Origin of the sequence: Desmonostoc muscorum LEGE 12446, from assembly GCF_015207005.2 — a bacterium.
GTDB lineage: Bacteria > Cyanobacteriota > Cyanobacteriia > Cyanobacteriales > Nostocaceae > Nostoc > Nostoc muscorum.
The window spans coordinates 1725396-1749910 of sequence record NZ_JADEXS020000001.1; the positions used below are offsets into that span (position 1 = coordinate 1725396).

The 24515-nt window shown below is 43.1% G+C and carries 17 protein-coding genes and 1 tRNA gene; 9 read left to right on the forward strand and 9 right to left on the reverse strand.

What is annotated here, in order from left to right; translation table 11 throughout:
• Positions 1-3: 3 nt before the first annotated feature.
• Positions 4-4809 carry a CHAT domain-containing protein gene (locus tag IQ276_RS07585; protein WP_193921007.1) on the forward strand — a complete coding sequence of 1602 codons (4806 nt, stop codon included), beginning with the start codon at positions 4-6 and terminating at the stop codon, positions 4807-4809.
• 354 nt (positions 4810-5163) lie between these two features.
• On the opposite strand, the gene IQ276_RS07590 is transcribed toward IQ276_RS07585, so the two are convergent.
• Together IQ276_RS07590 and IQ276_RS07595 are read right to left on the reverse strand one after the other, a co-directional pair.
• A complete protein-coding gene (locus IQ276_RS07590) occupies positions 5164-5796 on the reverse strand; it encodes a pentapeptide repeat-containing protein (protein ID WP_193921009.1) in 633 nt (210 codons plus the stop codon).
• 378 nt (positions 5797-6174) lie between these two features.
• Positions 6175-6849 carry a cadmium resistance transporter gene (locus tag IQ276_RS07595; protein ID WP_190875830.1) on the reverse strand — a complete coding sequence of 225 codons (675 nt, stop codon included), beginning with the start codon at positions 6847-6849 and terminating at the stop codon, positions 6175-6177.
• Positions 6850-7544: 695 nt separating this feature from the next.
• Here IQ276_RS07595 and IQ276_RS07600 point away from each other — a divergent pair.
• Positions 7545-7985: a Crp/Fnr family transcriptional regulator gene (locus tag IQ276_RS07600; protein WP_190875831.1), complete on the forward strand. Its 441-nt coding sequence runs from the start codon at positions 7545-7547 to the stop codon at positions 7983-7985.
• A gap of 355 nt (positions 7986-8340) precedes the next feature.
• On the opposite strand, the gene IQ276_RS07605 is transcribed toward IQ276_RS07600, so the two are convergent.
• From IQ276_RS07605 to IQ276_RS40905, 3 genes are all read right to left on the reverse strand, one after another.
• A complete protein-coding gene (locus IQ276_RS07605) occupies positions 8341-9678 on the reverse strand; it encodes an NAD(P)/FAD-dependent oxidoreductase (RefSeq protein ID WP_193923816.1) in 1338 nt (445 codons plus the stop codon).
• 182 nt (positions 9679-9860) lie between these two features.
• Positions 9861-10445, reverse strand: coding sequence for a hypothetical protein (locus tag IQ276_RS40900; protein ID WP_373690475.1), 585 nt, complete (start codon positions 10443-10445; stop codon positions 9861-9863).
• A 25-nt stretch (positions 10446-10470) separates the two neighbouring features.
• Positions 10471-11325 (reverse strand): cobyrinic acid a,c-diamide synthase CobB, encoded by an 855-nt coding sequence (locus IQ276_RS40905; protein ID WP_373690477.1) that lies wholly within the window; start codon positions 11323-11325, stop codon positions 10471-10473.
• A gap of 151 nt (positions 11326-11476) precedes the next feature.
• Here IQ276_RS40905 and IQ276_RS07615 point away from each other — a divergent pair, with 151 nt between their 5' ends.
• Positions 11477-12112, forward strand: coding sequence for a glutathione S-transferase family protein (locus IQ276_RS07615; protein ID WP_193923649.1), 636 nt, complete (start codon positions 11477-11479; stop codon positions 12110-12112).
• Between the two features lie 210 nt (positions 12113-12322).
• Here IQ276_RS07615 and opcA read toward each other — a convergent pair whose 3' ends face one another.
• From opcA to fbp, 4 genes are all read right to left on the reverse strand, one after another.
• A complete protein-coding gene (gene opcA / locus IQ276_RS07620; protein ID WP_193923651.1) occupies positions 12323-13696 on the reverse strand; it encodes a glucose-6-phosphate dehydrogenase assembly protein OpcA in 1374 nt (457 codons plus the stop codon).
• Between the two features lie 176 nt (positions 13697-13872).
• Positions 13873-15402 carry a glucose-6-phosphate dehydrogenase gene (gene zwf / locus IQ276_RS07625; RefSeq protein WP_190875836.1) on the reverse strand — a complete coding sequence of 510 codons (1530 nt, stop codon included), beginning with the start codon at positions 15400-15402 and terminating at the stop codon, positions 13873-13875.
• A gap of 178 nt (positions 15403-15580) precedes the next feature.
• Complete coding sequence (tal, locus tag IQ276_RS07630; RefSeq protein WP_193913336.1) at positions 15581-16726, reverse strand: transaldolase; 1146 nt, start codon at positions 16724-16726, stop codon at positions 15581-15583.
• 289 nt (positions 16727-17015) lie between these two features.
• The gene (gene fbp, locus IQ276_RS07635; RefSeq protein WP_193913338.1) at positions 17016-18065 is read right to left on the reverse strand and encodes a class 1 fructose-bisphosphatase; all 1050 of its coding nucleotides are present in this window, start codon (positions 18063-18065) and stop codon (positions 17016-17018) included.
• Between the two features lie 257 nt (positions 18066-18322).
• Here fbp and IQ276_RS07640 point away from each other — a divergent pair.
• From IQ276_RS07640 to IQ276_RS07665, 6 genes are all read left to right on the forward strand, one after another.
• Positions 18323-18394: transfer RNA gene (locus IQ276_RS07640), tRNA-Val, on the forward strand.
• Between the two features lie 774 nt (positions 18395-19168).
• Positions 19169-19966: a WecB/TagA/CpsF family glycosyltransferase gene (locus tag IQ276_RS07645; protein WP_193913340.1), complete on the forward strand. Its 798-nt coding sequence runs from the start codon at positions 19169-19171 to the stop codon at positions 19964-19966.
• Between the two features lie 178 nt (positions 19967-20144).
• Positions 20145-21221, forward strand: coding sequence for a GDP-mannose 4,6-dehydratase (gene gmd / locus IQ276_RS07650; protein WP_193913343.1), 1077 nt, complete (start codon positions 20145-20147; stop codon positions 21219-21221).
• Positions 21222-21253: 32 nt separating this feature from the next.
• Positions 21254-22198, forward strand: coding sequence for a GDP-L-fucose synthase family protein (locus tag IQ276_RS07655; protein WP_193913345.1), 945 nt, complete (start codon positions 21254-21256; stop codon positions 22196-22198).
• Positions 22199-22362: 164 nt separating this feature from the next.
• Positions 22363-23571, forward strand: a complete 1209-nt coding sequence (locus IQ276_RS07660; RefSeq protein ID WP_193913347.1) for a glycosyltransferase family 4 protein — start codon at positions 22363-22365, stop codon at positions 23569-23571.
• The gene (locus IQ276_RS07665) at positions 23562-24470 is read left to right on the forward strand and encodes a glycosyltransferase family 2 protein (protein WP_193913349.1); all 909 of its coding nucleotides are present in this window, start codon (positions 23562-23564) and stop codon (positions 24468-24470) included. The genes IQ276_RS07660 and IQ276_RS07665 overlap by 10 nt, the downstream gene beginning before the upstream one ends.
• Positions 24471-24515: the final 45 nt, after the last annotated feature.

The window sequence follows — 24515 nt, forward strand, 5'->3', positions numbered from 1 at the left end:
CAAATGGGTTCTATAGAGTTCAAAGGTGCTGTTGGTGGAATTACACCTTTTAATAACCTACAGATAAATACAGACAATACTAAGCTTGCTAGCAATATTACTGCAAACGGTAATATCAACTTCAATAGTCCAGTTACTTTAACTGGTTCTAATATAGTTGTTAATACCAGCTCTGGCTCAGGGAATATTAATTTCAATAATACAGTTAATGGTGCTGGTAATTTAAGTCTCATTGCTGGCGCTGGCAATATCAGTCTTGGCGGTGCTTTAGGCAGTACAGATCCTCTAGCTAGCCTCAATATTAATGCCGGAAGTACAACCGTCCCAGGTAACATCACTACTAGTGGCAATATTTTATTTAACAGTCCGCTTAACCTGACTGGAAGTGGCCTTACAACTATCAACGCAGGTAACGGTTCAGTTACTTCAACCAGTGACATTACATCAGCAGGCAAAGATGTCTCTATTTTAGGAAGTAGTTTATCTCTGAGTAATATTTTTAGCAATCTAGGTTCCAGCAATAGTGGCAAAATCGGTTTGACTTCCAGTACAGGCAATATCGTTGCTAGTGGTTTGTTCTCTAACGTGTCTTATGAGAGTGGGAATGGCGGTGACATCAACGTTCAATCTGCTGGCAACATTAATATTGGTAATGGAATCAATACCGATAGCAGCAACACCAGTGGTAATGTGACTCTTCAGGCAAATAATGGTATAGATGTTGCAACGAGTATTAGTGCAGGTTCTCCCACAGCCACAAAAGGAGGTAATATTACTCTCAATACTAGTAGTGGAAATATTACAGTTGGGGGACAACTGGATGCGATCGCCAAAACACCTGGTAATATTCTAGTCACTAGCGGTGGTGGAATCTCCATCGGCACAACCGCAGCACCATTCCCATCAATAGATATTTTCTCTCCAAACGGTTTGGGTGGCAATGTCAATCTTAACGCTCAAGGTGATATCAATACTCAAGGTATTCGCACCGAAGGCACTACAGGTGGCGGTAACATTACCCTGAATAGCAATAGTGGCAGCATTAACTTTACCAGTGGAGGTTCCGTTTTAGCTGGTTCTGGAAACATTAGCTTGACTGCTAATGAGATTAACCTACTAGGAGGCGCAAATTCTTTCACTGGCAGTGGTAATATTTTCCTCCAACCCAATACACCCAGTCAAAATATTACTCTTGGTGGAAATAGTGATACTGGCACAAACACCCTAGACTTGACCACAACTGATTTAGCAGCCTTCAAAAACGGCTTTAATCTTATTACTATCGGACGCAATGATGGAAATGGGGCAATAAAAATTAACAATGCCACATTCCAAGATCCAGTAAAAATTCAAAGTCCAATTGGCGCAGGTTCAATAACAGCAACTGGAGAAATTATAGGCACAGACAATGCCTCAATTAATTTGCTAGCAAACCAGAAAATTACCACCGACAGTATTACTACAAACGGCAATAATATCGACATCACCAGCAACAACGGCGGTATTGAAACTACAAATTCTGTCCGTTCTGCTTCTGGTATTCGTTCTGGGAACATCACCGTCAAAGCAAGCGGCGATATTAACTTATCAGATGATTTTAGAACAGGCGAACAATTAGACGAAGTACAAACAGCAGGAGATATCTCTATTACCAGTGGCGGTAAAATCAGTAATGGGAGTATGTCTGCTGTTGGTAATATCAAAAGCGGTAATATTACCCTGAATGCTGTAGGTGACATTACCACAGGAAGTGATGCGATCAACGCTAGTAGTGAAACTGGGCAAGGTGGTAACATTTCCCTGACTAGCACTAACGGCAATATCTTCAGTGGGATAGGTTTATTCACTCAAAGTACTCTTGGTTCTAATAACGGTGGTAATATCACCGTCAAAGCTGCTGGTAATGTTACCACTGGTGATATCAACGCTGGTGGTGACAAAGGTGGTGAAATTCAAATCGTCAGCAATAATGGTGGAATCAACACAATTGGCGGTATAGTCTGTGGAAGTTATAGTTCCTGCGAGATAGATTCATCAGGAAATACTGGCGGTAAAATCACACTCAGCGCTTTTGGTAACATCAATACTGGCGGTATATCATCTCGCGGTTCTGTAACTGCTGGAGATGTTTCCCTGACTAGCAGTAACGGCAATATTGACATCAGCCATCTTGTTTTCAACGGGTTGGAATCTAGGGGTGGCTTAGATGCTTCTGGCACAAATGGTGGTAATGGAGGTGCGATTAGCGTACTAGCTAGAAATGGCAGTATTACCACCGACTTTTTAAGGAGTTCATCATCTACTAGTACCAATAACCCGACTCCTGGTAATAGTGGTGCAATTACCTTAATTGCCAAGAATGATATTAATACAAGGTCTGTAAACAGTACTTCTTTTGGTGGTAACTCGTCCTTTGGCGTTAGTTCAGCAGGTAATGGTGGTGCAATAAACATCTTTAGTACTGATGGTAGTATTAATGTATCTCGCATAGCCTCAGATACAGCAGCCAACGGTGGTAAAGTAGGTAATGGTGGTGATATCACTCTCACTGCTAAAAATGATATTGTTGTCACAGACTCCGTATTTTCCGGCACTGATGGTAGTACAACAGCTAATGGTGGAGCGATAAACTTCACTAGCACTAATGGTACTATCAACACCGAGAAAATAGATACATCATCTTATTCCTCCAATGGTTTTGCTGGTAATGGTGGTGCAATTATTTTGAATGCAAACAACAGTATCAAAGCCGGAGAGTTAAATTCCCGTTCTAGAACAGCTTCAGATACAACTGCCAACGGTGGTAAAGCAGGTAATGGTGGTGATATCACTCTGAACGCTACAAATGATATTACTACAGGATATGTACTTTCTGGCACTATGGGTGGTGCTATAGGTGATGGTGGAGCAATCAACCTTACTAGCACTAATGGTACTATCAGCACCCAAAAAATAGATACATCATCTAATTCCGCCACTGGTTTTGCTGGTAATGGTGGTGCAGTTAGCTTGAATGCAAGAACGAGTATCAAAGCTGGAGAGTTAGATTCCAGTTCTAGCACTGGTAATGGTGGTAATGTAACGCTAGATCCAGATAATGATATTGAAGTTACTTCTATCAATGCCCAAGGTGGAACTAATGGCACTGGCGGTAATGTAGATATTACAACGAATCGCTTTTTCCGAGCTACTGGGACATTTAGCGATCGCAATAACATCAATGCTAGTATCTCCACATCTGGTGCAACTGGTAGCGGTGCAGTCACCATCCGCCACGGCGGTAACGGTAATACACCCTTTGTAGTGGGTGATGCCACCAGCAATGGTACCGCCGCAGCAATTACTAGTAGTTCTAGCAATACCATTTCACCCAGCCAATCTTTCCCTGGTAATTACACTCAAGGCAATATTCAATTAATTACCCAGGAACCACCACAGGTATCAACGCCAACCAAGCAACTACCAGCTAATAGTCCCAATCCAGAACAGCTAGCACAGTCTATAAACACCCCGCCTCTTGCTACTAACAACAATTCTTTAGCTTTAATTGACACAGCCTTTGGCGAAGTAGATGAACAAGCTACACGCCAATTTGACCAATATCTAGGACAATCAAGCAAAACTTCGATTAAAAGTTTGGCAGATGCACGCGCCGCCCTTGCCGAAATTCAGGCAAAAACAGGCGTCAAACCAGCAATTGTCTATGCACAGTTTACTCCTAGCAACAATGCATCGCTCAAAGATAAAAATAAAGACATACTCGATTTAGTCGTTGTGACTGCTGAGGGTAAACCTATCCGCAAGCGGCTTCCTGGGGTAACTAGAGCGAAGGTTTTGCGAGTAGCTCAAAAATTTTACAATCAAATTTCAGATGTTAACAAAGCTGGCACCACCAGCTATTTAATCCCAGCACAGCAACTATATCAATGGCTAATTGCGCCCCAAGAAGCAGAGTTGCAAAAGCAAGGCATCAAAAATCTGGCTTTTGTAATGGACGTAGGTTTACGTTCTATTCCTTTAGCCGCACTTCACGATGGTAAACAGTTTCTCATTGAAAAATACAGTCTGGGAATGTTACCCAGTCTCAGCCTCACTGATACTAGCTATGCTGATATCAAAACCTCCCAACTCTTGGCAATGGGGGCTAGTGAATTTACCAAAGAGCAAAATCAAAGTCCTTTACAAGCGGTGCCTTTGGAAGTTTCTACCATCGTTGAGAAACTATGGCACGGCAAATTCTTACTCAATAAAGACTTTACCTTAGAGAATCTCAAAGGACAACGCCGACAAAATCCTTTTGGGATGATTCACTTAGCAACCCACGTAGATTTTGTGTCTGGAAACTCCAGTAAGTCATACATCCAGTTGTATGATACCAAACTGCGGTTAGACCAAGTACGCCAGTTGGGATGGAATAAGCCACCAGTGGAATTACTGGTTTTAAGTGCTTGTAAATCAGCTTTTGGGGATGAACAGGCGGAGTTGGGTTTTGCAGGGCTAGCTGTACAGACCGGTGTGAAGTCAGCTGTTGCTAGTTTGTGGTACGTCTCGGATGCAGGAACTTTAGGGCTAATGACGGAGTTTTATAGCCAGTTAAAGACTGCACCAATTAAAGCAGAAGCACTGCGACAAGCACAGTTAGCAATGATTCAAGGTAAGGTGCGAATTGAAGGTAATCAATTAACTGGCACTACTAGAGGCGTATCTTTGCCACCGCAAATGGCAACCTACTTACAGCAGAATATCATTGGCAATCTCTCCCATCCGTTTTATTGGGCACCATTCACCATGATTGGTAGTCCCTGGTAAGGATTTCCAACGATTATCCAATTTTGTAGGGTTGGTATCTTGCTATGAAAAAGCGATCGCGATCGCAATTACAGCAGAATTGGTGAATTCAGGAGTAAACAGTCTTAATACCTGGCTTGCGGACTTAGTTTCTGTACTTTATTAACTTAAACCACAATCCCCTGTAGGGGCGCACAGCTGTGCGCCCCTACAACGTGGTCTATTTACGTGAAAATTGCTGTAAGTTGACATCTATGACAGCTGTACGCCCCTACCCATAATAAAAGCAAAAATCCCCTCAGCTTTTGTTGAGGGGATTCTCGATTATCTAGACTCGTTTAATGGCAATAGCAAGCAGCTAGAGTTTATTTTCCACTACTGAGCTATAAATCCTTCGGGTCTGATGGCGTCTTGTAAATCAGCTCCCATCAAGTTTGCTCCTTGGATGTTTGCATTTGTGAGATTTGTTCTTTCCAAATCTGCGTTTTGCAAGTTTGCTGCTTGTAGGTTTGCTCCCAGGAAGCTAGCCTTTTCTAGATCTGCATCAAATAGGTTTGCTCCCACCAAGTTTGCACCTGCGATGTTTGCTTTGCCTAAATCTGCTCCTTGCAAGTTTGCTCCTTGTAAGTTTGTTTGCTGCAAGTTCGCTCTTTCAAAATCTGCTTTTTGTAAGTTTGCACCTTCCAAGTTTGCGGCTTGCAGGTTTGCATCCTTGAGAACTGCGCCAGTCAAGTTACAGCCGACACATTCTTTGGTTGCTAGTAAACGTCTAACGTTTGCTGCTACAGATTCTACTGGGGGTGCAACTGGAGATATTACTGGAGTTGGTGCCAATATTGGCGATGCAGCCGGAGATATTACTGGGGCTGATTCTAAAGCCGGTTCCGATGGTGTTATTGTTTGAGCTTTAGCACTGGGCTGATCGAACAGTGAAAATGTTGCTACAACTACTACAAATAGGGCAGTTACGAGCCATTGGGTTAATTTTTGGGAATTTGGTTTATTCATTGGTTCCTTTCTTTGATAATTTGCAGTGTTAGATTTGCTTTTGTAAGAGGCATCAATAATGTGCTTTATGTTCACTGTAGATAAGTTGATTGATAAGAGCAAATATTATTTTGATTCAAAATCATAAATTCAAGTGATTAAAAAAGCTTTTGGCGTGGGAAGCAGATTAGAGACAAGCAGCCATCAACAGTTTTGAGTAGTTCATTGGGTAGACTTGTAGCAGCTTGTCGTCAGACATCGCATCCCAAAGTTGTGAGTTTATACCAATTTGAAAAATGATTGCGACAGACACATTGATACAACCTAGATTTAGAAAGCGATTCCAATCCAAAATCTAAAATCCCAAATGGTATTTCCACCGTGGCGATCGCCTCATAACTAATTGCCAAGCATTGCTAGACTAGGTAGAAGTCGATAGCTTTCACTTTTAATCAGGATGGACAGTCCCAGCCAAATTAAGACAAAGGGGAAGATTTTTCGACCATAGCGAGTTAAAACAGGCGCCATCAGAGGATTACGGGTCAAATTGTAAGACAAGAAGCACCACACTCCAACAGTGAAATAACAAACACACAAAATTACGCCCAAACTTGGCAGATTGCTACTAGCAAACAACGGTACATAAATCCCGATGTTGTTTCCGCCATTGGCAATGGTAACTGCGGAAACACGATAGGTTTGGGGATCGCGTATGGTTGCTAACAGTGATTTCTTCTGGCGTCCAGATTTGCTAGGAGAGGGTAAGTTAACTGACACATCTTGTACTGTCTCTCCCTCGTCTTCTCGACTGATGAAATTACTGATACCAATGGCGATGGGAAGTAAACCTAGTAAACCAATCCAGGTGCTGGGAATAATCAGACCGCCAAAAAAACCAGGGAGACTAGCAAACACTAGTGCAGTAAATCCGAGAAATTCACCGATAACAATATGCTTGGGGCGAAAGCTGCGATTGACTTTTCCAAAGAAAGCTGTCAAATATAAATTGTCGTCAAAGGTGGTTGCAAAAGCGACAGAGATCCCAATAATTACTGTACTGATTAGCCAACTCATGGTCATTACTCACAATAATTCAATGCTGTTTGTCTGAAATCCTTCTCTGCTTCTCGATGTAATGGCAGTTGAGGATATTTTGTGACTGTTCTTTCTAGCGACAACTAATAGAGGTTCGCTAGTCAGTAGCCAATTCCCCAATTTTTAGAAGCGATGCCTACAGTGGTAAACTACGCCTCCAACCAAATTGGTATATTTTTTTGTCTCAGCAAGGTACCTTGGGAGTTCATGCAGTCAATATTATGACTTTTGACCGAATAAGAGCAAATACTCTTGTTTTTTAAAATGATAAATTAAAGTGATTAAAAGAGAATTCAGAATTCAGGAGTCAGGAGTCAGAATTTAGCAATGCAATCAGTGGGGGATGAGGGCGTCAAGTCAGAGCAGCGGACGACTGATGCCTTTATTCTTTATTATTAATAATAATAATTATGAATGATTAATTATGAATTGTGAATTAAATTCAAGATGGTTTTCGTTAGATGATATGTAGATTTCTGCTGATTCAGTCTGAGATATTCTTGGCAACTAGCGATCGACATCGGTTAATATGACTAATCGCCCTCTGACTTGACACGAAATTCAGGTTGCAAACGCGTTGGTAGGGGCGTACAGCTGTACGCCCCTACATCGATTCTTGGATTGCTCTAATTCCTGAATTCTGAATTCTGAATTCTTATTTTTAAATTGTAATTATGCTAACTAGTGTTGACCGTCTATTATTTGTCCGGCGAGTCCCGATTTTTAAGGAATTGCGGGACGATTTTATTGTGCGGCTGACTTCAGTGATGAATGAACTGTCATTTCCAGCTAATTATACGATTTTTAGGCAAGGAGAAGAAGGGCGATCGCTCTACATTGTGGTATCAGGTCGAGTTAAAGTCCATATTGGAAATAAGCAGCTGGCAGAGGTAGAACAGGGAAAATACTTTGGTGAGATGGCAGTATTTGATACTCAACCACGTTCCGCCAGTGCAACGACTATAGAACCTTGTGAATTTTTAGAACTGACCCAAGAGCAACTATATGATGCCATTGAAGAAACTCCAGATATTGCAGTGAATATCATTCGTGAGTTATCGCGACTGATTCGCAGATTGAATGACGATATGAATATGACTTCTTTGCCAAGTTAATCATCAAGTCAAACAATTTTGGATTTTAAATTTTGGATTTTGGATTTGTTCCGCCCACGCGATAGCGGGGCATGTAGCTTGCTTCTGGGTTCGCGTAGCGTTCCGCAGGAAAGGAGTACCGAAATAATCTAAAATCTAAAATCTAAAATTGGCACGGTCAACAAAAAATAATTCACTCGTGAATTGTCATATCATGTCCGGTTGAAGACTTATCATTACGGCTGACGCAAAGAGAAATCGGAGCGCCGGTTTCCGGCACTCTGAACTTTGTAAGGGAGTGGCGGGTATAAATTCCCCACTAAAAGATTACTGAATTCTGTTAGCGCAGCGGGGCGTAGCCCATTCTAAATCTCTTTTAACCGGAAACGACATGACTTTTATTGCTAACAGTTTTTGCTTCTACAAAAGCTTCTCGACCTGTAATCAATCTAGAGCGACGATTACGAGTAATATAATTCCATGCCCACTGAAATACTACTAATAATTTAGTGTCAAACTCGATTAAAAAGTAGATGTGAACTAGTAGCCAAAATACCCAAGCAATGAATCCTTGGAGCTTGATTAAGCCTAAATCTACAACAGCTAAATTTTGCCCAATCATCGCCAAACTACCTACGTCGTTGTAATGAAATTGTGGCAAAGTATGACCTTTAAGCCGTTTTTGAATAAGTTTAGCTACATACTCTCCTTGTTGTTTGGCTACGGGTGCAACACCAGCTAAGGGTTTACCATTTTGATGGGAGAAGTTGCCTAAATCTCCTACTACAAAAATGTTTTTATAATCCCTGATAGTCAAGTCTGGTTCTACAATCACACGTCCAGCGTGATCGCACTCTACACCTGTGCGTTCTGTTAGGACTTGCCCCATTGGGGAAGCTTTTACACCTGCTGCCCACAATATAGTTTTTGAGGCAATTTCTTTCACTTCACCGCCTTGCTTGAAAGTAACAATCTCGTTGTCAATATTTATCACCCTGGTGTTAGTTTGGATAACCACACCCAACTTTTCCAAAGATTCTGCTGCTGCTTGAGATAACTGTGGCGCAATGTGTGGCAGGATGCGATCGCCCCCTTGCAGTAGTAAAATTCTTGTTTCTGAGGTGTCGATGTTGCGGAAATCTTCTTTGAGAGTTTTGTGTGCCAACTCAGCGATCGCACCTGCTAATTCTACACCAGTCGGACCGCCCCCTACAATCACAAAAGTCAGCCAAGCACGGCGTTTTTCGGGATCAGTTTCATTTTCCGCTGCTTCAAATGCGCCAAATATCCGGCGACGCATTTCTAGGGCATCTTCAACAGTTTTCAAACCAGGCGCAAACTCTTTCCAGTTATCTTTACCAAAATAGGAATGATTAGCACCTGTAGCGACAATTAATGTATCATAAGATACTACTTGATCGTCCAAAATAACTTTTTGTGCCTTTGGATCAATATCATTTACTTCTCCCAGCAATACTTTTGTATTCTTGCTTTTGCTGAATACAGCTCGCAATGGTGAGGAAATATCACCAGGCGATAGTGTTCCTGTGGCAACTTGATATAAAAGTGGCTGAAATAGGTGAAAGTTACGTTTATCGATGAGAGTAACATTTACATTAGCTTTTGCAAGATGTTTTGCTGTATATAGTCCACCAAAGCCACCACCAACTATTACAACCTGATGTGATAGATTATTCTCAAGTGAAACGGCCATAAGAATTATTTCCTTGTGTTAAGACTTTTGTAACGATTCTTAACAAAGATGTAACAGCATTACGATAGAGGTTGCCGTTTATTTAGAACATTTGAAGAAATCATGAAAGTAGCCAAAGTCATTAAGGCACCAGACGGGATAAATCGGCGTCTCTACAATCAATTCTTTGTAGAGACGCCGATTTATCGCTTCTTTGAAAATGCAAATTTCAGACATTCTTTAAGAAACTGCTGTGGAATTTCTACACTTTCTCCCCAATGCAAATGAACATAAGAAACATGAACATTTACAGGTAAACCCCATCCTTCATATCCCATATTTTCCTCACAATCGTAGCGAGAAGTTTCAAATAGGGGCTGACTAGGAGTTGAGGTTAAACGAGAACGATGAAATTCATGTCCGTAAACAGTTGTACCTGCCTTCACTAACAGGTTATCTTGCAAAGCTACAGCACGACGATATCCTAAAGTTAAACGTCCACCCATCAGAGCAGATGTTGGTAAAACTCCTGCCATCGACCAAGATTTACCTTCAAAATCGATAATTTCCTCACATAAATACATCAATCCCCCACACTCAGCAATTGTGGGCATTCCTTGAAGAATTGCTGTTTTGACTGCATTACGGGCGCTGATATTTTCTGCTAATTGCTGGGCAAAAACTTCTGGAAAACCACCCCCAAAATACATTCCTTGCACATCTTTTGGTAGTTCGGCATCTATTAGAGGACTCCAGTAAACTAGTTCTGCACCCAGTTTTTGCAGCAAATCGAGATTGTCTTGGTAATAGAAATTAAAAAGCGCGATCGCGGGCTACTGCAATTCTGACTGGGGATGAGGGGGATGAGGGGGATGAGGGGGATGAGGGGGATGAGGGGGATGAGGGGGATGAGGGGGATTTTAACAAAGGTAATAAGCTGTGCCAATCGAAGCAGGTATCTCCTAAATCGGCGAGGCGATTGATTACAGCATCGAGTTCGGGGAGTTCGGCTGTGGGTATTAAACCCAAATGGCGATCGGGGATTGCGATGTTATCTTGACGCCGCAGCACACCGAGAATCGGTAATTGTAGGGATTCTAGGGAGTCTTTGAGGAGAGAGAGATGGCGATCGCTCCCCACTCGATTGAGTACCACACCAGCCATTTTAATTCGGGGATCAAAAGATTGGTAGCCGTGGGCGATCGCTGCTACAGAACCAGACAAACGGCTGCAATCAATCACCAACACCACAGGCAAATCTAACAGCCGCGCAATGTGTGCCGTACTCGCAAAGTCAGTTGGGCATGGGGCATTGGTTATTCTCCGCGTCTCCCTCATCTCCCTCATCTCCCTCATCTCCCCCACTCCCCACTCCCTACTCCCCTTCACACCATCAAATAATCCCATCACCCCTTCCACTAGGGCATATTCACTTAGTTGACTATGATGGGCAAAACATTGCTGAACGTAGGCTTCAGAAGTTAGTACTGGGTCTAAATTTCGACAAGCACGACCGGTTACATGTTGATGAAACATGGGGTCAATATAGTCTGGGCCGACCTTGAAAGATTGCACGGGGCGATCGCGACGACATAAAGATGCTAAAAGGGTGAGCGTGACTGTTGTCTTGCCCACCCCACTACGTTCTCCAGCAATGATTAACGCCATAAATGAAACAAATGAACTTGTTATACCAATTAAAAAGAAGAAAACCAGCCAATTAGGGGAGTTAGGCTGAAAAAGTTTGTCTAATAATGATTAATAGCTAGAGATTAGCTGAGATCGGATAGTGATAAGCCACGAGAAGAGAAACCTTTTTATGATCATTGTTCATCATCTTAACAACTCGCGATCGCAGCGTGTGCTATGGCTACTTGAGGAATTAGGTATCGAATACGAGATTAAATTCTATGAACGCGATCCAAAGACGATGTTGGCACCGGAGTCGCTGCGCCAAGTTCATCCCCTCGGTAAGTCACCAGTGATCACAGATGGAGAGATCACCATCGCTGAGTCAGGCGCCATCATCGAATACCTCGTTAATCGCTACGGCAATGGTCGCCTAGTTCCGGCATCCGATACACCTGAGCATCTGCGCTATACATATTGGCTGCATTACGCCGAAGGTTCTGCAATGCCACTTTTGGTAATGCGGCTGGTTTTGAACAATTTCGGTGAAGGAGATAGCAACGTCGTTAGGGGATTTGTCGCCCCTCAGATCAAACTTCATTTTGACTACATAGAAAGTGAACTCCGTAAAAGTACGTGGTTTGCAGGTGAGGAATTCACCGCCGCCGATATCCAAATGAGCTTTCCCCTCGAAGTAGTCGCCATGCTAAGAGAAGACATCGAGAACCGCCCAAAGCTAAAAGAATTTATCGATCGCATTCATGGGCGACCTGCTTACAAACGGGCACTTGAGCGTGGAGGCAAATACGACGTATCTTTTCAATAAATTTGGGAAAAGCAACAGCAAAATATCCGATTTGTAGAGACGGCGATTTATCCCGTCTCTTGCCTTGAATTATTGATATAGGAATCCGATGTGATTGTTGAAAAAAATTCTGTATACAAAAACCCTCCAGATTTTGGGAATATCTAAAAATCTGGAGGGGTTGTGTTTGATTTTCCTAATTTTAGTAACTTTTATTCTTTCTAGGCGAAGCTAACTATTTGTTCCCAACTTAAAAGTTTTCGCTATCACTCCTAGACTTTCTTCAAAAAGTGACTCCCGACCCCAGCGTTGCACCTGCTGACTCAGCAATGCTTCCGCCTTTTGTTCTGAGAGTGAACTCACTTGTTGAAACAGACCTGCGGCTTGGGCACCACCGTGTGTTTCCATCCGCATACAACCACCGGTTTCTGAGCAGATTACTGTACCGCAGTCTGCCTTGGGATTTGTGGAACTTAGGCGGATAGCAATCAAGTCACCAACAATTTCACCCACATCAGCAACAGGAACTCCAGCTAATTCAGCTTCTACTTGTCGCTGGTCTTGGGCAAGGAAGCCAATACGAGTGATGTCGTAATCTCCGCTTTCCTTTTGATAGGAAACTGGCTGCCATTGTAGCCGACTTGCTAGCCAACCCAAAAACAGCAATGCCTGTGCGGGGTTGCCTTTTTCGTAATCAATTGTGACTCTATCAATTTCTTTGAGGGCGGCGCGACGGTGGGGTGAATCGTAGGCTTCAGCTGTCAATTCCTGCCATGCTGAGAGGCGACGCCAGTTCAAGTCAGCTAGGGGAACACCAGTTTCCACCAATTCTTCTAGGCGGAGTAAATCACTTTCTGGCTCGTTAAAGCGGCAAGAATCCACAATCACGTTATTGCAAACTGCTGCCAACCGCTTGAATAAAGTGTTGTTGGGGTCTGGTGTTGCTTTCCACCAAAGAAATTTGGGTAAGCCACCAATCAACAATGCTGGAATCATGCCACCTATGCGTTCCAAAGCAGCAGCGGTGCCACTGAGAGTTATGTATTCACAGCAGATGAGTGTGCTTGAGGATTGCTTTTGAATGGGGCAATAAGCAGAAACTTGAGCTTTGACGCCTTCATCTTCTCCCGCAATGGGAAACAGGGCAATAATCCGGCAGGGGTTACGGAGAGCGATTTCATCGGCTATCCTGGGGCTTGGGGCATTTAAGTTATAGGAAACAGAACCATTATCCCCGTTCAGTGAATTTCCCTGACGTTTGGTGAATTCTTCTCGCAATGTAACGAGGGTTTCGGGTGTTGCAGTTCCGGTTTCTGGCAGTGCATATTTTATCTGTACTTGCCGCAGGGCGGCCTCCATCTGAGGCCCTAAAATCCCATCAAGTGGCCCGTTATAAAATCCTAAACTCGCCAAAAGATATTGGGTTTCTTCTGGTTCGTAAACCACTAAAGTAAATGTCGTGGCGCGAGTAGCAGCAGGAAGTCCACCATCTTCGCCGGTAATGCCGTAACTTTGCCAGATTTGATTAAGTTCCGCTTCTATTTCTGTAAGCGAAATATCCTTCGGAGCTTGAAGTGAAAAAATAGTAGGAGCTTGGGGAGCCATAGTCAATTTTGGATTTTGGATTTTGGATTTTGGATTTGAGATTTGAGATTTGAGATTTTGGATTAAGAATTGGTAATTTGGTAATTAGTAATTGGTAATAGTTTTTCATATTCCCTATTACCTATTCCCTATTTCACCGTCCCTAATCTAAAATCTAAAATCTAAAATCTAAAATTTTACAGTCTGCGCCAGCGACGGCCGTCCTGGTTAATTAATAATTCTGCTTCGGTTGGTTCCCAAGTACCAGCTTCGTATTCGGGAATAGTAGTTGGGTCTGTGGGTGCATCCCAAACTGAAAGGGCTGGAGTTACTACTTGCCAAGCTGCTTCTACTTCGTCGGCGCGGGTGAATAATGTTTGGTCGCCCATCATACAATCAAGGAAAAGGCGATCGTAGGCATCGGAAGTTGCTTGGATGCCAAAGGAGCCATAACTAAAGTCCATGTCCACGGAACGGGTGCGGAATTCTGCCCCTGGCATTTTCACATCAAAGCGCAGGGAAATTCCTTCATTCGGCTGAATCCGCATGGCCAAAATATTGGCGTTTGCCTGTTGGGCGGCAGATTGGAACATCCGAGACGGAACTTCGCGGAAGTGAATGGAAATCTCACTGACTTTTTTCGGCATCCGCTTCCCGGTACGCAAGTAGAAAGGAACACCTTTCCAACGCCAGTTATCTACCAAAAACTTCATTCCGACGTAGGTGGGTGTAGTGGATTTGGGATCAACACCTGGTTCTTCCCGATACCCTGGCACTGCTTGACCCTTCATCCAGCCAGCACTATATTGACCGCGCACTGCTGACCGTGACAGATTGTGAACATCAGCTAGACGAGTAGCTTGGAGTACCTTCACTTTTTCTGTACGGATGCTGTCAGCATCCATTGCGTTGGGTGCTTCCATTGCTGTCAGGCAGTAAAGTTGCATCAAGTGGTTTTGCAACATATCCCGTAGTGCGCCGGCGCTTTCATAGTAACCAGCCCGGTCTTCCACGCCCACGGTTTCTGCCACGGTAATTTGCACGTGGTCAACAAATTGACGATTCCACAATGGTTCAAAAATCGCATTGGCAAAGCGAAACACCAGTAAGTTCTGGACTGTTTCTTTACCCAAGTAGTGGTCAATACGATAGACTTGGTTTTCTTTACAAAATTTCTGTACCACTTGGTTGAGACTCTGGGCTGAAGCCAAGTCACGACCAAAGGGTTTTTCAATTACCAGACGATGTTTGTAGGCATCTTCTAGCATTCCCGCGGTTCCTAGCTGCTTAATTGCTTCGGGAAAGAATGCCGGAGCAACGGAGAGGTAAAACATCCGATTGCCCCGCGTGCCCCGCTTTTCGTCTAATTCAGTTAATAAATTTTTCAGTTTTTGGTAGCTTTCCGGCTTGTCGATATCGCCAGGAGAGTAGAACAAACCTTGAGAAAAGTCTTGCCAGAGTTCACCCAAATCGACATCGGGATGTGCCTCTTCCATACCTTTCTGCATCTGTTCGCGGAAGTATTCGTGCGTCCACTCTCGACGTGCTACGCCGACGATGGTAGTTTCAGGTGGAATCCGCCGTTCTCGCCGCAATTTGTAAAGTGCTGGTACTAGTTTGCGCCAGGTAAGGTCACCGGAAGCGCCAAAGATAACTATAATTTGGGGTTCGGGCATCCCCTGTTGTTGCAGACCAACGCGCAAGGGATTTTCTAGCAGACTGACCATAGGAATTTTGGATTTTAGATTTTGGATTTTGGATTGGGGATTGGGTATTGGGGATTGGGTACTGGGGATTGGGTATTGGGTACTGGGTATTGGAAAATAGTATTTAATCTTATTTCCCAGTCCCTAGTCCCCAGTCCCCAGTCCCTAGTCCCTAGTCTCTACCCCCACTCCCCAGCCTCTACACTGGTGACAATACCTTGATTTTTTCTTCTAAAGAGTTCATCAAGGACTGGAAGGGCTGGATGAACTTGTCAATACCTTCAACTAAGAGTTCATCCATTACGGTGTCGATCGCGATGTTGATATCGGGATCTTTGAGGTTTTCGATCAGCTTGTAAGCTTCATCTACGCTTGTTTCTAAACGTTCGCCTACGTTACAATGATCGGCACAAGCTTTGATGGTGGCTGGTGGTAGGGTGTTCACGGTATCTCTACCAATCAACTCATCGACATACATCACGTCGCTGTAGCTGGGGTTTTTGGTGCTGGTGCTAGCCCACAGTAGCCGCTGTACTTTCGCTCCTTTTGCTGCTAAGGCTTGCCAGCGATCGCTTTTAATGATTTTCTGATATTCTTGGTAGGCAATCTTGGCGTTTGCGATCGCTACTTTTCCTTTCACAGCTCTCAGCTTCGCTTCCACGGCAATATCATCAACACCTTTTTTCAACTTAGCATCTATTTTGGCGTCAATGTTGTTATCAATCCGACTGAGGAAGAAACTAGCAACTGAAGCTATTTTGCTGATGTCTTCACCTCCACTTGCCCGTTTTTCTAAACCCCGAATATACGCCCAAGCTGTGTTTACGTAGCTTTCTACAGAAAACAGCAATGTGATGTTAACATTCATGCCTTCGGCAATTACCTGTTCTACTGCTGGCAAACCAGCTTCAGTACCGGGAATTTTAATCATCAAATTTTCCCGGCCAATTTCTTGGAAATACCGCCTAGCTTCACTGATTGTTGCTTGGGTATCATGGGCAATGGTAGGTGGTACTTCGATACTTACATAACCATCAAGGCGATTCGAGGCTTCGTAAACAGGGCGTAAAATATCACACGCACTACGAATATCTGCAAAAATCAGCGATTCGTAAATTTTGTATGTTGGTAAGCCAGCCCGGACTCCAGCTTCGATATCGGCATCATAAATGACATTACCAGCGATCGCTTTTTCAAAAATCGCTGGATTGGAAGTTATGCCAGAAATTCCTTGATTTTCAACTAAGTCTCGGAGTTCGCCTGATTGAATAATGTCACGGCTCAAATTATCCATCCAGATACTTTGACCGTATTGCTTAATTTCTAGTAGATGATTGGTTGCCATAACCTGGTTTGTTTCACTCCTGTATGATGTTTCCTAGTGAAGTTGGCATCCATCAAATTTTCAAACAGCTATCAGTTAACATCTGTTGGTTATTAAGTGTTAAATACTGTTGATTTTTGATGGTGACTTTTGAATTGTGCCGCTGCCAATCACTTATCGCATCGACCAGCTGAGATAATCCTTAATTTATTTTCAAGAACTGCTATTATGCATTCCTAATCCTAAATCACCATGATTAACCTTTAATTAATGAAATCTAAATGCATCTTTGACGATTTTTCATCCTCATCTAATGACCGTTTTGAATAAAAGACTCCACTTTGGCGACATCTTCTTTACTACCAATAATTAAAGGTGTCCGCTGATGGAGTTTTTTCGGCACTACATCTAAGATATCTACTAGTCCTGTAGTTGCACGCCCGCCTGCTTGCTCAATCAAAAAGGCTAGAGGAGCGGTTTCATAAAGCAAGCGCAATTTACCTTCTGGTTTTTGAATTGTCCCTGGGTAGAGAAATACGCCGCCTTGAACTAAAATTCTATGGATGTCGCTCACCATTGCCCCACTATATCGAGCGGTATAGCCTTCTGTGCGGTGGACGTAACGGATATATTCTCGAATTGATTCTTCCCATTGCCAGAAGTTACCCTCATTGACGCTGTAAATAGAACCGTGGTTGGGAATGCGGATATTTTCTTCTGTGAGAATAAATTCGCCTAAGCTGGGGTCGAGGACAAAGGAATGAACCCCCTTACCTATACTATAAACCAGCATAGTGCTAGGCCCGTATAGGATGTATCCGGCAGCAATTTGCTTACGTCCGTTGGTGAGGAGGTCAGCTGCTTGGCGATCGCTATCATTGCCTTCTTGTTGGCGAATGGCGAAAATGGAACCTAAGCTGAGATTGTTATCGGTGTTGGATGAGCCATCAATTGGGTCATACAGCAGGGTATAGCGGCCAATGGGGCAATTTTCGGGAATGTAGTAGGGATTGTCCATTTCCTCAGAAGCTAAGCGACAAACTAAGCCGCTTTGCTTAAATACTGAGATAAAGACATCGTTGGCATAAACATCCATCTTTTTGACGGATTCACCTTGGACATTCACTTCTCCGGTAAATCCGAGAACGCCTTCCATTAAACCAGCCCGACTCATGCGACGAGCAATGAGTTTACCAGCCAGGGCGATGCGATTCATCAGCGCACTCAAATCTTGTGCATCTGCCGAAAAACTTTGAAGTTGCTGTAAAACGTGACGCGATAGAGTAGTACAATCACGATCTAAAGCTTTGTCTGTAGCGTCGTTGATGGACAAATCTAAAGATTCTGGCGCTTGAGTCATTTTTGTGTTCTCCGTAGCCACTAGCTGCTAGTTGGGTTGTATGTCGCAAGTTTATGGTTGCTGCTTCTATCTTAGAAAGGTAATTTGAGAAGTTAGATGCGACTTTAGATAAACTAAAGAAATGAATCTTCCGTGACTCTCGTGGCTAGTGTTGAGGTGTTGGGGGGAGCGATCGGAGTTTGAATTTGATCGATTATTCTCTTATAACTAAAAGCTGCAATTTTTTTGGTAAAAACTATGATATAATAGCTAGTCTTGGGCGATTAGCACAGGGGTAGCGCACATCCTTCACACGGATGGGGTCACTGGTTCAAATCCAGTATCGCCCATTTTAAGTAGAGCAATAGAATAGTTCCAGCTAACTAGCTTCAGTCTCTTGACACTCCCCAGCCTAAAGGCGTGGGGATTCTTCATTCATAGGCCCAACTTGCTCTAACAAGATTACAAAGCCAGAGTAGAGGTCGAATGAAGCTAGGACTTACGCATTGACACGAAAGACCAAATATGAATGATGTGAAAAACCACATCTGTCGTAGGGGCACAGCATTGCTGTGCCCCTACAGCGTGCGTCTATCTACGATCAAAGAATGATTAATCAAAGCCTGAAACGACCTATTTTCGTGAACACATACCATGACTGATTTGTACAGTGCGTAAGTCCTAGAAGCGTTCGGATCTAAGATCCAAGTGACCGTATCTCTACCGTACTCTTAATTCCAAACAAGACTAACTTTTGCAACTTGGTATTATAGACTACTATTTTTTAGCGATCGCTACGCCCCCCGTACCCTTCGGGATCTTGCTACGCGTAGCGTCTCGTAGAGAAGGCATCGCAAAAATTTTCAGTCTACTGATTGTGGAATACCTTAGCAGTATTTCTAACTTCTGCACCCATATATATAGTTTTTTGTCAAGGCAAAAATGCTATGTATTACGCAACATTACTTAATATTTATTAAAACTTCAATTAACTTTTAAGAGAAAATTATTTTTTAGAAGAAAAATTGGTGTGATACTACCTAAGTGAATACACCAGCGATATACAGTCTAAATTTTATCAGAAGCTTAATTTAGCTGTATATTACCTAACCTCAGCAGTCAGAATGATAGAACACCAGTATTACGTAAGTAAACAAGCCAAAGCTATACCTACACAAAAAATTGTCAATTCTCCTGTAAATGTATTAAAGTTTGATGAGCAAATAGGGATAATTCTGCAATGGGCTAAGAACTTTGAAAGCATGGTTGTTTGTGTAGCAAATGTTCACATGCTAATAGAGGCATATAGACAACCGAGTTTTGCCCGTATTTTAGAAAATGCAGATCTTGTTACTCCTGACGGTATGCCTTTAGTTTGGATGCTGCAACTATTAGGGGCGAAAAATCAAAATCGTGTTGCTGGTTTGGATATCTTACTAGAACTATGCAGACTTGCTCCACAACAGAACATCAGTATTTATTTTGTGGGAAGTGAAACAAGAGTTCTCGAACAGATGAGACAAAAACTTAAGGTTCAATTTCCTGATTTAAAAATCGCAGGTATGGAACCTTTACCATTTCGCCCTTTAACTCCAGGAGAAAATGATGCTTTAATCAAAAACATTAACCAAAGTAGGGCTGGTTTGGTCTTTGTAGCATTAGGCTGTCCCAAACAAGAGTATTGGATGGCTCAAAATAAAGGTAAAATTAAGGCAGTTATGATTGGTTTAGGTGGAGCTTTTCCTATGTATGCAGGAATCCACAAACGCGCACCTTTGTGGCTGCAAAAACTAGGACTGGAATGGGCATATCGCTTAATACAAGAACCTAAGCGACTCTGGAAACGTTACTGCACTACGAACGGAATTTTTATCTATCTGGCACTGAAGCAGTTGCTTATTCAAAGGATAAATCAAAATTAGAACTATGTGAATAATTATTGTTGCGATCGCGCAGTAGACGTGGTTTGCTAAGACCTCTGCTGTCAATTGACGAATATGATTGGTTAGGCAATTTTTACGCAATTTAGTGCTGACTTTCTAGGCCATTATTTATTGGCATAGAAATATTTAATCAAACATGAAAAGGTACACACAGGGCATGACACAAAAACGAGCATTGATCACTGGGATTACAGGTCAAGACGGTTCATACTTGAGCGAATTTCTTCTAGAGCAAGGTTATGAAGTTCATGGGATTATTCGGCGTACTTCTACCTTCAATACTGACCGTATCGATCACATTTATGAAGACCCCCACAAACAAGGAGTCAGACTATTTCTTCACTACGGTGATTTGACAGACGGGACAACACTAAGACGCATTCTCGAAGAAGTCGAACCAACAGAAATTTACAACTTAGGCGCTCAATCTCATGTGAGAGTCAGCTTCGATTCCCCAGAATATACAGTTGACGCAGTGGGCATGGGAACACTGCGCTTACTAGAAGCCATTCGTGATTATCAACGACGCACAGGTATTCAGGTACGCTTTTATCAAGCCGGTTCCTCAGAAATGTATGGTTTGGTTCAAGCGGTACCCCAAAGTGAAACGACACCCTTTTACCCCCGTAGTCCCTATGCTTGTGCCAAAGTTTACGCCCATTGGCAAACAGTGAATTACCGTGAGTCTTACGGGATGTTTGCTTCTAATGGCATACTTTTTAATCACGAATCACCCCGTCGTGGGGAAACCTTTGTTACCCGAAAAATTACCAGAGCTGTAGCGAGAATTGTTGCTGGGAAACAGGAAAAACTGTATATGGGTAATCTGGATGCCAAGCGAGATTGGGGTTATGCCAAAGATTACGTCCGAGCAATGTGGCTGATTTTGCAGCAAGAACAGCCAGATGATTATGTAGTAGCGACAGGAGAAACTCACTCAGTCAGAGAATTTTTAGAGTTAGCCTTTAGTCATGTAAATCTAAATTGGCAAGATTATGTGGATTTTGATGAGCGTTATCTGCGTCCAACAGAAGTAGATTTGCTAATTGGTGATCCCAGTAAAGCCAAGGCAAAGCTGGGCTGGCAACCTTCTGTTACTTTTCCAGAACTCGTAGCCTTAATGGTAGAAACGGACTTGCAAGCCTTAGGTCACACCTCACCTAATGGCAATGGTTTATCCTTGCCATCGGATATTGCTACTATTCGTCAAGAACTAGGCGTTCTCCACTTCTGAATTAAATCTCGTCAAGGATAAACAGTTAAGATATGACTGCTTTAGAACTAAAAAATAAAAGAATTCTCGTCACTGGTGGGGCAGGGTTTTTAGGTCGTCAGGTGATAGAACAGCTTTGCAAAGTTGGGGCTGACAAAACCAAGATAAGTGTCCCGCGATCGCGCGAATTGGATTTGCGTGTGTGGGAGAATTGTCAAAGAGCAGTCGAATACCAAGACATTGTTATCCACTTAGCCGCTCATGTGGGGGGTATTGGACTCAACCGCGAAAAACCCGCAGAGTTATTCTACGATAACTTGATCATGGGTACTCAATTAATCCATGCAGCTTATCAAGCTGGAGTCGAAAAATTTGTCTGTGTAGGGACAATCTGTGCCTACCCTAAATTCACCCCAGTACCATTTAAAGAAGATAACCTGTGGGATGGTTATCCGGAAGAAACCAACGCCCCTTATGGAGTTGCCAAGAAAGCTCTTTTAGTTCAATTGCAGTCGTATCGCCAGCAGTATGGCTTGAATGGCATTTACCTGTTGCCAGTAAATTTATATGGGCCAGAAGATAACTTCGATTCTCGAAGTTCTCATGTGATCCCCGCATTAATTCGCAAAGTTCATGAAGCTCAAATTAGGGGAGACAAACAACTCCCTGTTTGGGGTGATGGAAGTCCTACCCGCGAATTTCTCTACTCTGAAGATGCAGCGTTGGGAATTGTTATGGGAACTCAATTCTACAATGACTCTGAACCGGTAAACCTGGGAACTGGTTATGAAATTTCTATCCTTGATTTAGTTACTCTCATTTGTGAATTAATGGAGTTTGAAGGTGAAATCGTTTGGGAAACAGATAAACCCAACGGTCAACCCCGTCGCTGTTTAGATACAGAACGGGCGAAGCAAGCGTTTAATTTCACTGCCCAAGTAGACTTTAAGCAGGGATTGAAAAATACTATTGATTGGTATCGGCAAAACGCTGTTTAGCCCATACAACATCGGTTTGGGGTGTAGGGGTGTAAAAGTTTAAGGATTCTTACTTATCATCTGCTTTGTCCACCTCTGCACCTTGCTCTGAAATTTTTGTCAATCACATATCACACCACGATTTATTTTGTCATCGGCATTTTATAAAATCAGCTCTGAATTTGATGAAAATTCTCAATCTGACAACTGCAATTCCCAGTAAATATGGCACAGGAGCAGATATCGCATCCCAGCATTTTATTAATGCTATGAAAAAGTTGGGACATGCGGTTTCTGTTGTCGGCTATCAACGTTGGGACGATTCTCATCCTGATAATTACGATCAAAATACGATCGCTGTTGGAAAACGTCACATTGAAACGAAAGCGGCAGGTTATCATCCACTGATTTGGGGTGCGATCGCTCTTTTTCAGCAATTACCTTATACATCTGCTAAGTATTATTCAAATCGCTATGTTAAAACTGTTAAGTCATTATTATCTAAACATAGCTATGATGCGATCATTCTAGAACATTCATCGCAACTTTACTGGCTGAAATCTGCCATTGGGGATCGCGCCAAGGTAGCAATTTTAGCCCATAACTTAGAACATGAAATTTATCTCGAACGACTCAAGGATGCCTCAAATCCTTTGGCAAAGTGGGTATATCAGCGAGAAGCACAATTGGTCAAGCAGATTGAAGATGAACTTGCTGTTACCAGCCAGGAAATTTGGACTTTAACAGAGCATGATGCCGATTATTTCATGAAATTAGGCAAAAAAGAGGCAGTGCGGATATTTGAATTACCCGCCACTGTTACAGAGCCAGTCGATCCAACTCATCCGAAAACGTGCGATGTTAGCATGATTGGTAGCTGGATCTGGAAACCAAATGCTGATGGATTACGTTACTTCTTTGACCAGATTTATCCTCGTCTACCATCCCACTTATCAATTCGAGTTGCTGGGCGGGGTGCAGAGTGGTTAAGCGGTAAGTATAGCAATGTGGAGTACTTAGGTTTTGTGCCAGATGCTCAGGAATTTCTTGCTCAGGCCAGAGTGGTTGCCATTCCCTCAATTCGAGGCGGGGGCATTCAACTCAAAAGCCTGGAAGCAATTGGACTAGGTTTACGAGTTGTAGCAACGCCCTTTGCTCTGCGCGGGATCGTCGCACCACCGACCACTGTACGATTAGCCGAATCACCAGAGCAATTTGCTGACTCTTTACAGAGTGCGATCGCTGACTCTATCACACCCAGCGATTTAGAATCTGTCAAAGTCTGGGTTCAAAATCGCCACAGCCAATTTTTACACAGCGTGGACACTGGATTAAAGAGTCTAATTAATCAGAATAAAGGAATATTGACCAGGATTGAAGAAATATGCAGCTAACAACCATTGCTGTCCTGCTTACCTGCTACAACCGGCGCGAAAAAACTTTGCAATGCTTGCAAGCTCTATCCCAACAAAGCCTGACCACAGAAATCCAACTCAAAACCTACCTAGTCGATGATGGCAGCACCGATGGGACGACAGAGGCAATACAGCAGAAATATCCTAACGTTCATTTGATTCGAGGAACTGGAAGTCTGTTCTGGAATGGGGGGATGCGTTCTGCCTTTGCAGCTGCCCAACTAGAAGATCCAGACTATTACCTCTGGTTAAATGACGACACGGTTCTTTACCCCCATGCCCTCAAGACCTTGCTCGGCGTTTGGACTCAACTTGCTAGTCAGGGACAGGAGGAAGCGATCGTCGTTGGCTCCACCCTCGATCCAGAAACCGGAATACCTAGCTATGGAGGGCTAATGCAAACCTACTGGTGGCATCCCCTGAAGTTTCACCACGTCCATCCTGACCCAGACCAACCGCGCCATTGTGATACTTTGCATGGAAACTGCGTACTGGTTCCTCGCGCAGTTGCAGCCCTTGTAGGAAACTTGAATCCAAAATACACCCATGATTTAGGTGATTACGATTATGGACTCAAGGCACGTCGCCAAGGTTGCTCTGTCTATATGACACCAGGTTACTTAGGAACTTGTTCTGCCAATCCACCCAGTAGTCGGATGGCCAACACAGAACTGGCTCAAGCTAACTGGAATCAAGTCGATCGCCCCAAAGGGCTGCCATTGAACGATGTCACTCTACATTCATTTCATGAGTGGAAAGTATTCTGCCGTGAAAATGGCGGAATTTTTTGGTTTTTCTATTGGTTATTACCCTACCGTAGATTGCTCTGGTTAATGCTAAGCAAGCGGCTTTCCTATGGAATACCTCTTCGTTCATAGGTGATAGGCACCTTTGTAAATAGCTGCTCTAAAAGATATGCCATC

Bases quoted from the DNA above. Each gene is read 5' to 3' on its own strand.
- IQ276_RS07585 (WP_193921007.1), top strand. From the start codon at position 4: ATGGGTTCTATAGAGTTCAAAGGTGCTGTTGGTGGAATTACACCTTTT.
- IQ276_RS07590 (WP_193921009.1), bottom strand. From the start codon at position 5,796: ATGAATAAACCAAATTCCCAAAAATTAACCCAATGGCTCGTAACTGCC.
- IQ276_RS07595 (WP_190875830.1), bottom strand. From the start codon at position 6,849: ATGAGTTGGCTAATCAGTACAGTAATTATTGGGATCTCTGTCGCTTTT.
- IQ276_RS07600 (WP_190875831.1), top strand. From the start codon at position 7,545: ATGCTAACTAGTGTTGACCGTCTATTATTTGTCCGGCGAGTCCCGATT.
- IQ276_RS07605 (WP_193923816.1), bottom strand. From the start codon at position 9,678: ATGGCCGTTTCACTTGAGAATAATCTATCACATCAGGTTGTAATAGTT.
- IQ276_RS40905 (WP_373690477.1), bottom strand. From the start codon at position 11,325: ATGGCGTTAATCATTGCTGGAGAACGTAGTGGGGTGGGCAAGACAACA.
- IQ276_RS07615 (WP_193923649.1), top strand. From the start codon at position 11,477: ATGATCATTGTTCATCATCTTAACAACTCGCGATCGCAGCGTGTGCTA.
- opcA (WP_193923651.1), bottom strand. From the start codon at position 13,696: ATGGCTCCCCAAGCTCCTACTATTTTTTCACTTCAAGCTCCGAAGGAT.
- zwf (WP_190875836.1), bottom strand. From the start codon at position 15,402: ATGGTCAGTCTGCTAGAAAATCCCTTGCGCGTTGGTCTGCAACAACAG.
- tal (WP_193913336.1), bottom strand. From the start codon at position 16,726: ATGGCAACCAATCATCTACTAGAAATTAAGCAATACGGTCAAAGTATC.
- fbp (WP_193913338.1), bottom strand. From the start codon at position 18,065: ATGACTCAAGCGCCAGAATCTTTAGATTTGTCCATCAACGACGCTACA.
- IQ276_RS07645 (WP_193913340.1), top strand. From the start codon at position 19,169: ATGATAGAACACCAGTATTACGTAAGTAAACAAGCCAAAGCTATACCT.
- gmd (WP_193913343.1), top strand. From the start codon at position 20,145: ATGACACAAAAACGAGCATTGATCACTGGGATTACAGGTCAAGACGGT.
- IQ276_RS07655 (WP_193913345.1), top strand. From the start codon at position 21,254: ATGACTGCTTTAGAACTAAAAAATAAAAGAATTCTCGTCACTGGTGGG.
- IQ276_RS07660 (WP_193913347.1), top strand. From the start codon at position 22,363: ATGAAAATTCTCAATCTGACAACTGCAATTCCCAGTAAATATGGCACA.
- IQ276_RS07665 (WP_193913349.1), top strand. From the start codon at position 23,562: ATGCAGCTAACAACCATTGCTGTCCTGCTTACCTGCTACAACCGGCGC.